We start from the raw sequence: 14806 nt of genomic DNA, 5'->3' as shown, positions 1-14806 counted from the left end.
GTTTTACCTTCTATTATCCTCCAATATCAGAGGCATTTACTTAACAATAAAATATTCATTTTGTTAGTCGCTGACAAACTGTCACATCATTAACTAAAATTTTGTATTTTTGCCCTTCAATTTTTAAGGATGACGATGGATTTGCTTATACTGGATAAGGCACATGACGAGAGCAGGCAGGGCGAGGCTTTGGTATTGAAACCTGTTGGCAAAAATAACGGGCGCAAGCTTTATATAGAAAGCTACGGCTGCGCCATGAATTTTTCTGACAGCGAGATAGTAGCTTCGATACTGGCCGACAGCGGGTTTGAAACAACCGGCGATTTCAACAACGCTGATGTGGTTTTCATCAACACCTGCTCTATCCGCGAGAATGCGGAAGTACGCGTGCGTAACCGCCTAAAAGAATTCGCCGGAGCAAAATTCAAAAACCCGGGCATGGTGGTTGGCGTATTGGGCTGCATGGCCGAACGCCTTAAAGCTAAATTTTTAGAGGAAGAAAAACTGGTAGATGTAGTAGTAGGCCCAGATGCCTACCGCGACCTGCCAAACCTGATAGAGCAAGTAGATGGTGGCCAGCGCGCTGTAAACGTATTGCTTAGTCGCGAAGAAACTTATGCCGATATCAGCCCGGTGCGCCTGAACAGTAATGGTATCAACGCCTTTGTTTCCATTATGCGTGGCTGCGATAATATGTGTTCGTTCTGCGTGGTGCCATTTACCCGTGGCCGCGAGCGTAGCCGCGATGCGGTTTCGATAGTAAAGGAATGTACAGATTTGTTTAACCACGGCTACCGCGAGGTAACCTTGCTGGGGCAGAATGTGGATTCGTACAAGTGGAGTAGCCAGTTGGCAGATAACAGTGATCAGTTGGCAGTAGTAAGCGAAGTGAAGATTGTAAACTTTGCCAACCTGTTGGAAATGGTTGCTTTAATTAACCCGGATTTGCGGGTTCGTTTCTCCACTTCACACCCTAAAGACATTACCGACGAGGTGCTTTACACCATTGCCAAGTACGATAATATCTGCAACTATATACACCTGCCAGTGCAAAGCGGCAGCAGCCGCATACTAGAGCTGATGAACCGCACTTACGACCGCGACTGGTACATCAACCGTATCGACGCCATCCGCAGGATAATACCGGAGTGCGCAATATCAACCGATATGATTACCGGTTTTTGCACCGAAACAGATGAGGAGCATAACGACAGCGTAACCATGATGGATTACGTAAAATACGATTTTGCCTACATGTTTAAATACAGCGAACGACCCGGCACTTTAGCCGCCAAACGTTATGCAGATGATATACCCGAAGCCGTAAAACAAGCGCGTTTGGCAGAAATAGTAGCCAAGCAGCAACAGTACTCGTACTACCGCATGCAGGCACGTTTAGGCCGTGTAGAGAAAGTGCTGATAGAGGGCTTCTCTAAAAAATCGAACAACGATTATTGCGGCCGAAGCGACCAGAACGCGATGGTGATATTCCCGGTAACAGAAGGGTACAAGCCAGGCCAATACGCGAATGTGTTGGTGGAGAGGACTACATCGGCAACGCTGATAGGAAGAATAGTGGAATAGAAGCAAGAAGTCAAGAATCAAGAAGCAAGAGAAAAAAGCAGAAAGTCATGATTAGGCACAATTTCAAGAACTTGAAGATTTGGCAGCGGTCTATGGACTTGACGGATTTAACTTTTGATTATTGCAAAGGCTTACCTATTGATGAACGGTTTAATCTAATCGATCAGCTTAACAGGTGTTCTTGTTCTATACCATCAAATATTGCGGAGGGCTCCGGTAAAAGGACCAAAGTGCACTTCGGTGAATTTCTGACGACTTCACTTACATCTTCCTTTGAGGTTGAGACGCAGTTATTAATATGCGAGCGGCGAAAATATGGTTCAAAAGAAAAACTAAATGAATGTTTGGAATTAGTTGTAGAACTTCAAAAAATGAGATATGCTTTCAGAGAGCGCATTATGAATGGAGACGACTAAATCGAATCACGATGACAGAACAAGTCTTTTCTTCTTGCTTCTTGTTGTCTTGAATCTTGCATCTAACTATGGAAATACAAGAAATTAAAAATCGCTTCGGTATTATCGGCAATTCGCCGTTGCTTAACCGGGCCATCAATATAGCTAACCAGGTATCTCCAACAGATATTTCGGTTTTGATAACTGGCGAAAGCGGAAGTGGTAAGGAGGTGTTTTCGCACATCATCCACCAGATGAGTCCGCGCAAACACGGGCCGTTTATTGCCGTAAACTGCGGCGCTATTCCCGAGGGGACTATAGATTCGGAACTCTTCGGGCACGAGAAGGGTGCCTATACCGGTGCCGTTGGCGAGCGTAAAGGCTACTTTGAAACCGTAAATGGCGGTACCATCTTTTTGGATGAGATTGCCGAGATGCCCTTAGGCACCCAGGCCCGTTTGCTACGCGTTTTGGAATCGGGCCAGTATATCCGCGTGGGTTCCTCTAAAGTAGAGAAAACCAACGTGCGGGTGATTGCTGCGACGAACGTAGATGTTTACGATGCGGTTAAAGCAGGTAAATTTCGCGAGGATTTGTACTACCGTTTAAATACCGTACCCTTGCGCATACCACCACTGCGCGACAGGAAAGAAGATATCTTCCTGCTGTTCCGTAAGTTCACGGCCGATTTTACAGATAAGTACCGCACCCCGCCAATTCAGCTGGACGAGGATGCGCAACAGGTTTTGATCAACTATACCTGGCCGGGAAACGTGCGCCAGTTAAAAAACATGGCCGAGCAATTGGCTGTGCTGGAACGCGACCGTATTATTACCGCAGCAACGCTGCTTACCTACATTCCGCACGAAACAGGCCGCAGCAACCTGCCCATGCGCCTGGATAATCAACCCAAAGAAGATTTCTCCGAGCGCGATATCCTGTACAAAGTATTGTTTGATATGAAGCGCGATATGGTGGAACTGAAAAAGTTGGTTGCCGATATCATCGAACATGGCGGGGTGAGCGTTAACCATCAAAATCATTCGCAAACGCTTACGCAATTGTACCGCGATATCGAATTACCGCAAAGCAATCATCAGGAACCACAGTTTACTTTGCAAAAGCCGGTAACAACAGGCATCAACAGCAGCACCGCCGATGCCTATAACATTACGCATGATGCTGAAGAGGTGGAAGAGTCGCTCTCGTTGGTGGATAAAGAATCGGATTTGATACGCAAAGCCCTCAAAAAGCATAAGGGTAAACGCAAGCTGGCTGCAAACGAACTGGGTATTTCAGAAAGAACCTTGTACCGTAAAATAAAAGAGTTAAATTTATAGTTATCATAGGTATATGACTAAAAAACTATTTTTATTGTCGGTTGCGGCAAGCCTGGTAATGCTGTTCAACTCCTGCACGGTGTCGCTCAATGGCTCAGCCGTGCCTAAGGAACTTAAAACCATTAACATACAATATTTCGAAAACACGGCCCCACTGGTAGTAAACACGCTTAGCCAGAGTTTTACAGAAGCATTGAAGAATCGCATACGCACCCAAACCAGCATCAGTATTGTAAGGGGTGAGGCTGATGCCACTATCTCGGGAGCTATAACAGGTTATAATTATGCGCCGATTTCGATACAGGCAACCAATAACAATACTGCGCCAATTGCCGGAGCCAGCCGCCTAACCATAACCGTAACGGTGAAATTTACCTACGATAAGGATAAAAAGCTTAGTTTTGAGCAACCGTTCACCAAATCGAAAGATTTTACGGGCGACCTTTCTTCGCAGGAGCAGGCTTTGATTGCGGAAATCAACAAGCAACTCACGGACGATATTTTTAACAAGGCGTTTAATAATTGGTAAGCATTTTGTAGTTTTAGCAAGGTGGAGCAAAATATAGATAACAGGCATAAGGAAATTTTGTGGGACCTGCTGGCGAACCCGGCCGAGAACGGCCAGTTATATAAGCACAATTTAGAGCGGCTGGTGCAGGATAACCCGCAAAGCGGCCTGTTGCAGGTGATGTACGCACGGTCGGGCCAAACACCCGATATACGAAGGGCGTCTGCCTATTTCAGCCCTAAAACGCTCTATAAGATACTCCACGATGCCGATGACCTGCTGCCCGTAGCACGTGAGCGGATAAATAAAGGCCTCATTAGCGTGCACACTGCCGGGCCTGAAAACTACTTCAACAGCGGCCCGGCTACTGAGTTGGAAGACTCCTTTACCCGCTCCATCAACATCCCTACAAATTATCTTGGTGAACTTGTTTCAACGCCATCTCCTTTAGATGCCGTGCAGAACCTGCCCGCATTTGAGGAAAGCAAAGCCGAGCCGGCAACAGAAAGTATCTTTCCATTCTCCGCGCCTTCACCGGAGCAATCGCCGGTTGATATTAATGAATCTGGCGTTCCGCCTGCCTTACCCGCACACGAACCTGAATATACAGAGGTACTTACTAGTTCGCAAAGTTCGGCATACCAGGATGACGACGACGAGTATGACAACCCCTGGGATTTTTCGAAATTGGATGAGGTTAAACCTGTAGCGGTTGATACCCCGGCACATCCGGAACCCGTTGCAGAGCCAAAGATTGAGCCAGTGTATTTCACACCTGCAACCCCCGCTTTGCCGATTGAGCCAGTCGCTCCAATTATCCCACCCGGGGCAGAGCAATCGCCTGCTGTACCCACACAGCCAATAACGCAGCCAGTAGATGTATCTTCATTTGATACTTATGAGCCTGAGAATGTTTTCCATAAGCAAGACTATGTTGCAGATGAAATTTACAACGAGATAGTAAGCATAGATGATATAGGCGTAGAAAGCCTCAGTAATAAATTTGCCGAAGACGAACTACCCGAAGATACCATAGTAAATGCAGCGGATGAGGACGTAGCCGCCCAGCAATGCTTTATAGATGCCGAAACGGAGAAGCTGATTTATGGCAACATCGCCGCTACAGATTACCTGTCATTCGATAAAAAGCTTGATGAATTGCGCACTGGCGGTACAGCATCGAAAGATGAAACTCTTGCTGAACCGCAGTCGGTTGTTACAGAAGCCCTGGTTGCCGAAGCCTCCCTCGCAGCAGCGCAACAGGCCGAACCTGCAGAAAAAGAGCAGGATATTGTTTCTAAATACAACGATGATACCCTACCCTACAGCTTCATGTGGTGGTTGGATAAAACACGTAAAGAGCATGCCGCTGCTTACCAGCCCTACGCGCCGCCTGCACAAGGCAACACACCAAATAATAATGTTTCTGCCTCAAGGTCGGCTACCGACGAACTACAGCAGCAGTATTTTGCCAATATCTTCAGTCTTACATCTGTCAGCAGTATAGGCGATATTGAGCCGCCGAAAGTAGAATTCGACCCAGGCAAAAAGGAGGATGTAATAATAGAGCGTTTCATACATACCGATCCGCAGATAAAGCCGCTTTCGCCCGATAAGCTGGACAACGAGAATAAAGCCAGGAAAAGCGCCGAAGATCAGGATGCTATGGTGACCGAAACACTGGCCCGCATTTATGGCGACCAGATGCTATACCATAAAGCCATAGCTACTTATAAAAAATTGATGTTGAAAATCCCGGAAAAAAAGCTTTACTTTGCAGCCCAGATTGAACAGTTAGAAAAGAAAATCAATTAATAAATAAAACAAATGTACTTATTCTTAATTATCCTCACCATTATTATATGCGTGCTTTTGGGCCTTATCGTATTGATACAGAACCCTAAAGGCGGTGGCTTGTCATCAAATTTCGCAGGCTCTTCTCAATTGATGGGCGTGCAAAAAACCGGCGACTTTTTGGAGAAAGGTACCTGGGCATTGGCTATCAGCATTATGGTGCTTGCGCTTGTTATCAACGTATCTGTAAAGGGTGGCGTTCAAAAATCGCAGGATCAGGGCCTTACTAAAGAGCAAATCCAAAAAATGTCAAAACCGGCTACTTCTGCACCACAGCAACAGGTTTTGCCGATCGGCCCAACTGCACCAGCTGGCACTAAGAAACCGTAATATTAACCAAGATATTATCAGGAGGCCCTGGATTTTTTCCAGGGCCTTTTTTGGCTAATTACGGGGCTGACACGATGACACCCCCATGTTAAACCAGTGTTACGGTAGGCAGAGCGACCAACATAAATCTGACAATAAAACAGGAAAGGCCGCATTGGCATAATTGATGTGAAAACCATCAGTGAAAACTTAAAATTATAATTTCAACAAATAGTATTACTATGTCATTAAACATTAAACCAAGTGCAGACAGGGTGGTTGTACAAGCCGCTGCTGCCGAAACTAAAACTGCGTCGGGCATCTACGTACCCGAAACAGCTCAGGAAAAACCACAAAAAGGCACTGTAGTTGCTGTTGGCCCCGGTAAATATGCCGACTTGTCTGGCACGTTAATCCCAATGTCCGTTAAAGTTGGTGATGAGATCCTATACGGCAAATACGCCGGTACCGAAGTTACAGTTGACGGTAAAGAGTACCTGATTATGCGCGAATCTGATATTTACGCGGTATTTAATTAAGTTGTAAAAGGTTAAAAACGTTTTAAAAGTTAAAATCAGTAACATCAACTTTTCTAACTCTTACAACTTTTCTAATTCTTCTAACTAAAAATCAAATCATTCAAAAATTAAAATAATGGCAAAACAAGTTAAATATAATGTTGAGGCACGCGACGCTTTAAAACGCGGTGTTGATATACTGGCTAATGCAGTTAAAGTAACATTAGGCCCTAAAGGCCGTCACGTAATCATCGATAAGAAATTCGGTTCTCCGGCTATCACCAAAGATGGTGTAACCGTGGCTAAAGAAATCGAGTTGAAAGACCCTATTGAAAACATGGGTGCGCAAATGGTTAAAGAAGTAGCTTCTAAAACTGCTGATATTGCAGGTGATGGTACTACAACTGCTACCGTTTTGGCCCAGGCTATCGTAACTGCAGGTATTAAAAACGTTGCAGCCGGCGCTAACCCAATGGATCTGAAACGTGGTATCGACAAAGCTGTTGCAGCTGTTGTTGCCGACCTGAAAGCTCAGAAACAAGATGTTGGCGACGATTTCGGCAAAATCAAGCAAGTGGCTTCAATCTCTGCAAATAACGACGAAGTTATTGGCGAGATGATTGCTGATGCGATGAAAAAAGTAGGCACAAGCGGTGTTATCACCGTTGAAGAAGCAAAAGGTACCGAAACTGAAGTGAAAACCGTAGAAGGTATGCAGTTCGATCGTGGTTACCTTTCTCCTTACTTTGTAACCAACTCCGAAAAAATGGAAGTTGAGTTAGATAATCCATACATTCTTATCTACGATAAAAAAATCTCTTCGATGAAAGAGATTCTGCCTATCCTGGAGAAACAAGTACAAACAGGCAAACCATTGTTAATTATTGCTGAAGACCTTGATGGCGAAGCACTGGCTACTTTGGTGGTGAACAAAATCCGTGGCTCGCTGAAAGTTGCTGCTGTAAAAGCACCGGGCTTTGGCGATCGCCGTAAGGCAATGTTAGAAGATATCGCCGTATTGACAGGTGGTACCGTTATCTCTGAAGAAAGGGGCTACAAACTGGAAAGCGCTGACCTGAGCATGCTTGGTCAGGCCGAAAGGATTTCTGTAGATAAAGACAATACAACTATCGTAAACGGTGCCGGCGATTCTGATTTGATCAAGGGCCGTGTAAACGAAATACGTGCGCAGATAGAAACCACAACTTCTGATTACGATAAAGAAAAACTGCAGGAGCGTTTAGCAAAATTAAGCGGCGGTGTTGCTGTTCTTTACATCGGTGCTGCTTCTGAAGTAGAGATGAAAGAGAAGAAAGACCGTGTAGACGATGCTTTACATGCAACCCGTGCGGCTGTAGAAGAAGGTATCGTTGCAGGTGGTGGTGTTGCATTCATTCGTGCAATTGCTGCTTTGGCCGAACTTAAAGGTGCCAACGAGGATGAGAACACGGGTATCCAGATCATCCGTCGTGCTATTGAAGAACCGCTTCGCCAAATTTGCCAGAACTCTGGTATCGAAGGTTCTATAGTAGTGCAAAAAGTTAAAGAGGGTACAGCCGATTTCGGTTACAACGCACGCACCGATGTTTACGAAAACTTAATTGGTGCCGGTGTTATCGACCCAACTAAAGTAAGCCGTGTAGCATTAGAGAACGCTGCGTCTATCGCATCGATGTTGTTAACCACAGAGTGTGTGTTAGCCGACGATCCGGAAGACGAAAAAGGCGGCGGCATGCCACCTATGGGCGGCGGCGGCATGGGCGGCATGATGTAATGCCCCCTAACCCCCCTGTAGCGTGTCGCAATAGCTTTAGCGACGGCGCAAAGAGGGAATAGAATTTTAAAAACCCTGTCTGTTTTTGCAGACAGGGTTTTTATTTGCACAATTTTCTGTACGGTCCAATTGCCCCCCATAAATGGGTAGGGCAGTAGGTTTAAGGTGTTTGGCCTTTCAGAAATCGCTGTATGTGAAATTTTCGTAACTATATTATTATTCGAGGTTTTAGGCACAGCGTTTGAATAAGGCATAGTACTATGAAAAATCTAAAATCTAAAAAAACACAAATACACAGCCGCATAGTAGAGTGGGTGCTGTTTAAAGGCCCGGAGCTGTTCGTGGCGATATATAGCTAATCAGCAAAAAATCCTTAATTTCGGCCCCTGTCTATGGAGCTAAAAGAATTCTATCATAAATTTCATGTTTGGGCGGTTGATAACGGGCCGAAGGTTGTTTTCGGTTTGTTTCTGTTCTTTGTCGGCCTTTGGTTCATCAGGATTTTCCGTTCGCGCATTACCAGGCATATCCATGCTACCGGCGTTCACTCTTCCTTACAGCCTTTTTTCTTAAGCCTTACTGTCACCGCGCTTTATTCGGCCCTTATTTTCACGGTATTAAACCTCATCGGATTTCAACTGACCTTCATGAGCACCATCATCGGTGCTTTTGGTGTTGCCGCTGGTTTGGCGCTATCGGGTACGCTTCAAAATTTTGCGGGAGGGGTATTGATACTGATGCTGAAACCTTTTGAGATCGATGACAGCATAGTTGCACAGGGCCAGGACGGGAAGGTAACCTCTATACAGATATTTTACACCGTGTTGCTTACAGCAGATAATAAAACGGTTATCATCCCCAATGGTAAGCTGTTTAATGAGGTAATCGTAAATGTTACCCGCGAAGGTAAACGTCGCCTTGATTTTGAAATAAAACTGGGCTACGCAGCCAATGTAACACAAGTTAAGCAGATTATTAATGATGCTATAAAAACCATTCCCGCCATTTTGCCAGAACCAGCAACGCGCGTAGGCGTGGTTGCCCTGGAAATTGATGGCGTAAGATTTACCATAAATGTTTGGGTAGAGCCGGCCAACTTCCTGGCCACCAAAATAGAGTTGCAGGAGCGCATTGTAATAGGTCTAGCCGAAGCAGGGGTGAAGCTGCCGGGGGTATAATTGCACGGCGATAATGCCATAGCTGTTACAGGTTTTCTAACTACCGCAAAAGCATATATATGCAGAAAGCCGACCTCCAATAAGGGCCGGCTTTCTGCATTATGTTTATTGCAATTTGTGCTAGCATGCAACCATTGGGTTATATCGCCACTCTTTCGCCTTTTAATTTTGATGCTGCAAGCAATGCCCTGTAAGCGTTTACGATGCCGCCGGTTTTGGATAGAGTAGTAAAAGCTACTTTATTTTTAGTGCCCGGTTTAAGCACCATGGTGCCGGTTAGAGGCGTTGCCGATTCCAGCAGTACCTGTTTCAATTGTTTTGCACTTAGGCTTGGGTAATACTCTAAAACCAATGCTGCAATGCCGGCGGTGATAGGCGAGGCAAAGCTGGTACCATCTGCAGTGTTGAATTCAGCATCGGTATCAACTGAAGTAACTTTTACGCCAGGCGCAAATACATCCACATTGCGTTGGCCGTAATTGCTGAAGCTGCCTGCAAGGTTCTCATCAAATTTAGCCGAAGATGCACCAACGCTTATCAGATTATCCGCATCGGTACCCGTGCCATCGGCAAAAATATCGTTAGGGTACTCGGGGGTGGCATCCATATCCAGATTATCATTGCCAGATGCCTGTATCAGCAGCACATCCTTAGATGCGGCATATTTGATGGCAGCATCAACCCAATCTTTATGCGGCGACAGCTTTTTGCCGAAGCTCATGTTAATGATTTTTGCACCGTTATCTGTCGCGTAGCGGATGGCGTTGGCTATATCCTTATCATACTCGTCGCCATTGGGTACGGCTTTAATGGCCATGATGCGCACGTTATCGGCCACGCCGTTAAGGCCATAGCCATTGTTGCGCACAGCGGCTATCAGGCCTGCTACGCCCGTACCGTGCGATGCATCGGCAAATTTAAGGATGTTGCTGCCGTAGGGCTTGCCATCCTGCACGTTGGGGTCATCGCCTACAATGCGTTTACGGGCATCCAAATCAGGATTAACATCGTTATTTAGTTTGGCCAGGTACTCGCTCAGATCAGTTATGATCTTGGCATTGGTAGCACCGCCGCCCTCCTGATCAAAAACCGATTGCCAAACATATTTGCTTTGGGTAATGGTATCGTTAGTGGTTTTGATTCTTGGAAGGTCTTTCACAGTAAAAGACGCGTCCGGTTTTAAGCCCAGTGCACGTTTAATATAGCCGCTGGTAGCCATCAGCGCGTTCATAGCAGGCTGCAGCTGCTCAATCTCGTCTTTAGATTTCTTTACCGTGGTTTCGTAGGTAAGTTTCACTTTCTCCCAGTAGGCAAAGTCTTTTTCACTGCCCGCAGGTGCGCTCACCAATTTGTCATACTTTTCTTTCAGTCGGTTGTACTCGCGCACTTCCTCGGTAGTTTCGGTAAAATCGCACTTGCCGCCGGGGCCGCCCAAAAAGTTCCAGCCATGTATATCGTCTACATAGCCGTTGTGGTCGTCATCTATGCCGTTGCCGGGAATTTCTTTGGTATTGGTCCAAAGCACGGGTTTCAGGTCGGCTTGCGCGGTATCAATACCGCTATCTATGGTGGCTACTACCACTTGCTTGCTTTTTTTGCCGGCCACAAACAGGTAAGCTTGCTTGGCGCTGATACCGAAAAATCCGTCGGTCTTCAGGTCCATCAGGTGCCAGGCTTTTGGCGGTTCGGGAGCGGATACCTGGGCAAAGCCGCTAAAATTGCTTAAGAGTGCGCCGCACAATACCGCGCCGGAGAATAATCTGCCAAATTTGTGCATAGATCTATACAGGGATTAAATGTTAAAGGTCGAATTTGATGCCTTGTGCTAAAGGCAACGTTTTTGAATAGTTAATAGTATTGGTTTGGCGCCTCATGTACACTTTCCAGGCATCCGAACCCGATTCGCGGCCACCGCCGGTTTCTTTTTCCCCGCCGAACGCGCCGCCTATTTCTGCGCCGGATGTGCCGATATTTACGTTGGCAATGCCGCAGTCAGAACCCGCGTAAGACAAAAATGTTTCTGCCTCGCGCAGGTTTTGTGTCATGATAGCGGATGATAGGCCTTGCGGGACGCCGTTCTGCAATTCTATCGCTTCTTCGATGGTTTTGAATTTGATGAGGTACAATATAGGGGCAAAGGTTTCGTGCTGCACAATCTGGTAATGGTTCTCCACCTCGGCAATGCAAGGCTTTACATAACAACCAGACGAGTACGCATCGCCGTCCAGTTTACCGCCTTCTACCACGAAGTTGCCGCCCTCGGCCTTGCATTTTTCTATCGATGCTAAATACAACGTAACCGCATCCTGATCGATCAGCGGGCCCATGTGGTTGTTCTCGTTAAGCGGGTCGCCAATTTTTATTTGTTGATAGGCATTGACCAGTTTCTGTTTAAAAGCTTCGTAAACATGCTCGTGGATGATAAGCCTGCGTGTACTGGTGCAACGCTGCCCCGCCGTGCCCACCGCACCAAATACTGCGCCGATGAGCGACATGTCCAAATCGGCATTTTCGGTAATAATGATGGCGTTGTTGCCGCCAAGCTCCAGCAGGCTTTTGCCCAAACGCGCGCCTACGGCTGCGCTCACGGCCTTGCCCATGCGGGTTGAGCCCGTTGCCGATACTAATGGCACGCGGGTATCGTTGGCCATCAGCTCGCCAATTTCGCGGTCGCCAATTACCAGGCAGCTTACGCCATCTTCGATATTATTTGCTTTAAAAACGGTTTGTGCTATATGCTGGCAGGCAATGGCCGTCAATGGTGTTTTTTCTGATGGTTTCCAAATGCATACGTCGCCGCAAACCCAGGCCAGCATAGCGTTCCAGCTCCAAACCGCTACCGGGAAATTAAAGGCCGATATAACGCCCACGATTCCCAGCGGGTGATACTGCTCGTACATGCGGTGCTCTGGCCGTTCGCTGTGCATGGTAAGGCCATACAGCTGCCGGCTAAGCCCCACGGCAAAATCGCAGATATCTATCATCTCCTGCACTTCGCCGTAACCCTCTTGCAAGCTCTTGCCCATTTCGTAGCTTACCAATGTACCCAGCTCTTTTTTGTTGACGCGCAATTGCTCGCCTATCTGCCTTACTATCTCTCCGCGCTTTGGCGCAGGTATGGTACGCCAGGTTTTGAAGGCTTTGGCCGCACTTTCCACAACGGCGTTATAATCCGTAGCGGTGGCCATTTTAACTGAAGCTATCTTCTTGCCATCCGTAGGCGAGAAGATGTCTTTCACTGCAGCATCAGGGCTGCTGCCCCAGTTGCTGCCGGTACTAAATGCCTCATTTATGTTATTTATATGTAAATGATGGAGTATATCCGATATTATTAGGCTCATAATTATTACTTTTGTCAAAGGTAAAAATCTTTAGGGCAAATCAGATCAACCCGCCGGCCCACCCGCTCAAATGCTTCCTATTTATTATCAGGCACTTGTATGAGTGGGTGTTGGGAATGTGCGTATGTTGAAAACTTATTTGTTTTAAAGCTGCTTATTGTTGTAATTTAAACACATGTTTTAAGCCTTGCGGGATTAAGACCTCCCAGGGGATGTGTGTTCTGCAAATAAACTTGAATGGAAGAAGAATTTGAATTTGGTTTTACCGAAGATCCAAAGTTTTCGGTAGAACGCTACGAGGAAATGATCCGCAACCATGATCAGTACTTTTTTGATGCGCAGGCTTTTGAAAACATTATCGACTACTACATCGAAAAGAACGATCCGGCTAAGGCCCTGCAGGTATCAGAGTATGCACGCAATCAGCACCCGTTTGCGGCTGTCTTTCTCATAAAACAGGCGCAGCTGCTGGTGGTAACTAACCGCTCTACAGAGGCGTTTGCCGCACTGGACAAGGCCGCTATGCTGGAAGCGAGCGATGCCGATATTTACATTATCCGCGGCAATCTGTACGAGAGTATGGAACGCAATACCGAGGCATTGGAGAACTACGAAAAAGCGCTTGACCTGGCCGAAGAAACCGACGAGATACTACTGCATATCGCCTACGTTTACCAAAACATGGGCGATTACGATACCGCCATTACCTACCTTAAGCTATGCCTTAAGCAGAATATGGAAAATCAGGATGCCCTGTACGAACTCGCCTTTTGCTACGACGTGCTGGACAATCAGCAGGAGAGCGTGCAGTTTTATCAGCAATATATCGATAACGAGCCGTACAGCTACGCCGCATGGTACAACTTGGGCAACGCCTATACCAAGCTGAGCCTGTTTGAGAAAGCAATCGACGCTTATGATTACGCCATACTTATCAAAGACAGCTTTGCATCGGCCTATTTCAACAAAGGCAATGCGCTGGTGAACCTGGAAAAATATGCAGAGGCGATAGATGTTTACCGCGAAACTTTCGAGTACGAGCAACCTAATGCCGATACATACTGCGCCATTGGTGAGTGCTACGAAAAGCTGGAGCAAATGGACGAGGCGCGTTCGTTCTATAAAAAATCGGTTAAGATGGATCCTAAGCTGGCTGATGCCTGGTTTGGCATAGGTGTAACATTGGATTTTGAGGAACGCTATTTTGAGGCCCTGCACTTTTACAAAAAGGCGTTGGATCTTGACATTGCCAATGCCGACTACTGGTTTGCCATTGCCGATGCGGAGTATAAACTTGGCCACCTGCCCGAAGCAGAATCGGCCTATGAAAAGGTAGTGGAGCTGAACCCGCTGGATGTGGATGCCTGGTTGGATTACTCGTCTATACTTTACGAGCAAAAACGACTGGCGAGTGCTATAGAGGTCATTTCCTCGGCAATCAAAAACAACCCGGAGGCAGCAGAACTTTACTACCGCATGGTGGCTTACCTGTTTGCCAAAGGCGAATACAACGAAGCTTTGAACTTTTTGGAAATGGCCCTTACTTCGGATCCGGAGAAGCATTTCATCCTATTTGATTACCTGCCCCAGTTGCAGGATAATAAAGTGATTGTGGATATTATTAATAGATACACTAAGTAGATTCATTGATGTGCAGATTTCAGATTTGCAGATCAATGTCATTTACTTAAGCGATTTCGAAGTGCGCCATAGGTGCAAAAGGTTGGTAGCTAATCGATAATCAGCTACTCGCATGCCATAGGTATGCTACATCGCCAGTATTGTGCCTACGGCACAAAGGTGGTTTTTGCTTGTTTGCTACCGACATTTGGCCCCGATGGGGCCGGGGCTTCCTTAAGTAAACGACATTGATGTGCAGATGATGGAAAATCATCTGCACATTTTTTTTGACTTAACATTTCCGTAATCTGCACATCGTTAAGCATCTGCATATTCGAACATTTGAAATCTGCGCATTGTTAAACTTGTGTTAATTTATCAATAA

At 46.3% G+C, this 14806-nt stretch carries 12 protein-coding genes; 10 read left to right on the top strand and 2 right to left on the bottom strand.

From position 1 onward, the window contains the following. Nucleotides 1–135: 135 nt before the first annotated feature. The 9 genes from miaB (at nucleotide 136) to E2R66_RS09655 (ending at nucleotide 9460) form a co-directional block, all read left to right on the top strand. Nucleotides 136–1584: a tRNA (N6-isopentenyl adenosine(37)-C2)-methylthiotransferase MiaB gene (miaB, locus tag E2R66_RS09695; protein ID WP_133230059.1), complete on the top strand. Its 1449-nt coding sequence runs from the start codon at nucleotides 136–138 to the stop codon at nucleotides 1582–1584. Nucleotides 1585–1631: 47 nt separating this feature from the next. Continuing rightward, nucleotides 1632–2000, top strand: coding sequence for a four helix bundle protein (locus E2R66_RS09690; RefSeq protein ID WP_133230057.1), 369 nt, complete (start codon nucleotides 1632–1634; stop codon nucleotides 1998–2000). A gap of 68 nt (nucleotides 2001–2068) precedes the next feature. Then, nucleotides 2069–3319 (top strand): sigma-54 interaction domain-containing protein, encoded by a 1251-nt coding sequence (locus E2R66_RS09685; protein ID WP_133230055.1) that lies wholly within the window; start codon nucleotides 2069–2071, stop codon nucleotides 3317–3319. Nucleotides 3320–3332: 13 nt separating this feature from the next. Further along, entirely contained in the window at nucleotides 3333–3848 is a 516-nt protein-coding gene (locus E2R66_RS09680; RefSeq protein WP_133230053.1) for an LptE family protein, read from the top strand. A 21-nt stretch (nucleotides 3849–3869) separates the two neighbouring features. Then, nucleotides 3870–5642, top strand: coding sequence for a hypothetical protein (locus tag E2R66_RS09675; RefSeq protein WP_133230051.1), 1773 nt, complete (start codon nucleotides 3870–3872; stop codon nucleotides 5640–5642). A gap of 12 nt (nucleotides 5643–5654) precedes the next feature. Continuing rightward, nucleotides 5655–6011, top strand: a complete 357-nt coding sequence (secG, locus tag E2R66_RS09670) for a preprotein translocase subunit SecG (protein WP_133230049.1) — start codon at nucleotides 5655–5657, stop codon at nucleotides 6009–6011. Between the two features lie 221 nt (nucleotides 6012–6232). After that, nucleotides 6233–6529: a co-chaperone GroES gene (locus E2R66_RS09665; protein WP_133230047.1), complete on the top strand. Its 297-nt coding sequence runs from the start codon at nucleotides 6233–6235 to the stop codon at nucleotides 6527–6529. A 115-nt stretch (nucleotides 6530–6644) separates the two neighbouring features. Then, nucleotides 6645–8282, top strand: coding sequence for a chaperonin GroEL (groL, locus tag E2R66_RS09660; protein ID WP_133230045.1), 1638 nt, complete (start codon nucleotides 6645–6647; stop codon nucleotides 8280–8282). A gap of 392 nt (nucleotides 8283–8674) precedes the next feature. Beyond that, complete coding sequence (locus E2R66_RS09655) at nucleotides 8675–9460, top strand: mechanosensitive ion channel family protein (RefSeq protein WP_133230043.1); 786 nt, start codon at nucleotides 8675–8677, stop codon at nucleotides 9458–9460. 139 nt (nucleotides 9461–9599) lie between these two features. Here E2R66_RS09655 and E2R66_RS09650 read toward each other — a convergent pair whose 3' ends face one another. Then, nucleotides 9600–11237: a S8 family serine peptidase gene (locus tag E2R66_RS09650; RefSeq protein ID WP_133230041.1), complete on the bottom strand. Its 1638-nt coding sequence runs from the start codon at nucleotides 11235–11237 to the stop codon at nucleotides 9600–9602. Between the two features lie 22 nt (nucleotides 11238–11259). Beyond that, a complete protein-coding gene (gene amaB / locus E2R66_RS09645) occupies nucleotides 11260–12801 on the bottom strand; it encodes an L-piperidine-6-carboxylate dehydrogenase (protein WP_133230039.1) in 1542 nt (513 codons plus the stop codon). Between the two features lie 237 nt (nucleotides 12802–13038). Between amaB and E2R66_RS09640 the strand changes: the two genes are divergently transcribed. Then, nucleotides 13039–14442, top strand: coding sequence for a tetratricopeptide repeat protein (locus tag E2R66_RS09640; RefSeq protein WP_133230037.1), 1404 nt, complete (start codon nucleotides 13039–13041; stop codon nucleotides 14440–14442). Nucleotides 14443–14806: the final 364 nt, after the last annotated feature.

This window comes from Mucilaginibacter psychrotolerans (genome assembly GCF_004519315.1).
Lineage (GTDB): Bacteria > Bacteroidota > Bacteroidia > Sphingobacteriales > Sphingobacteriaceae > Mucilaginibacter > Mucilaginibacter psychrotolerans.
The sequence above is the reverse complement of the archived record's forward strand: the minus strand, read 5'-3'. Positions and strand labels throughout refer to the sequence as shown.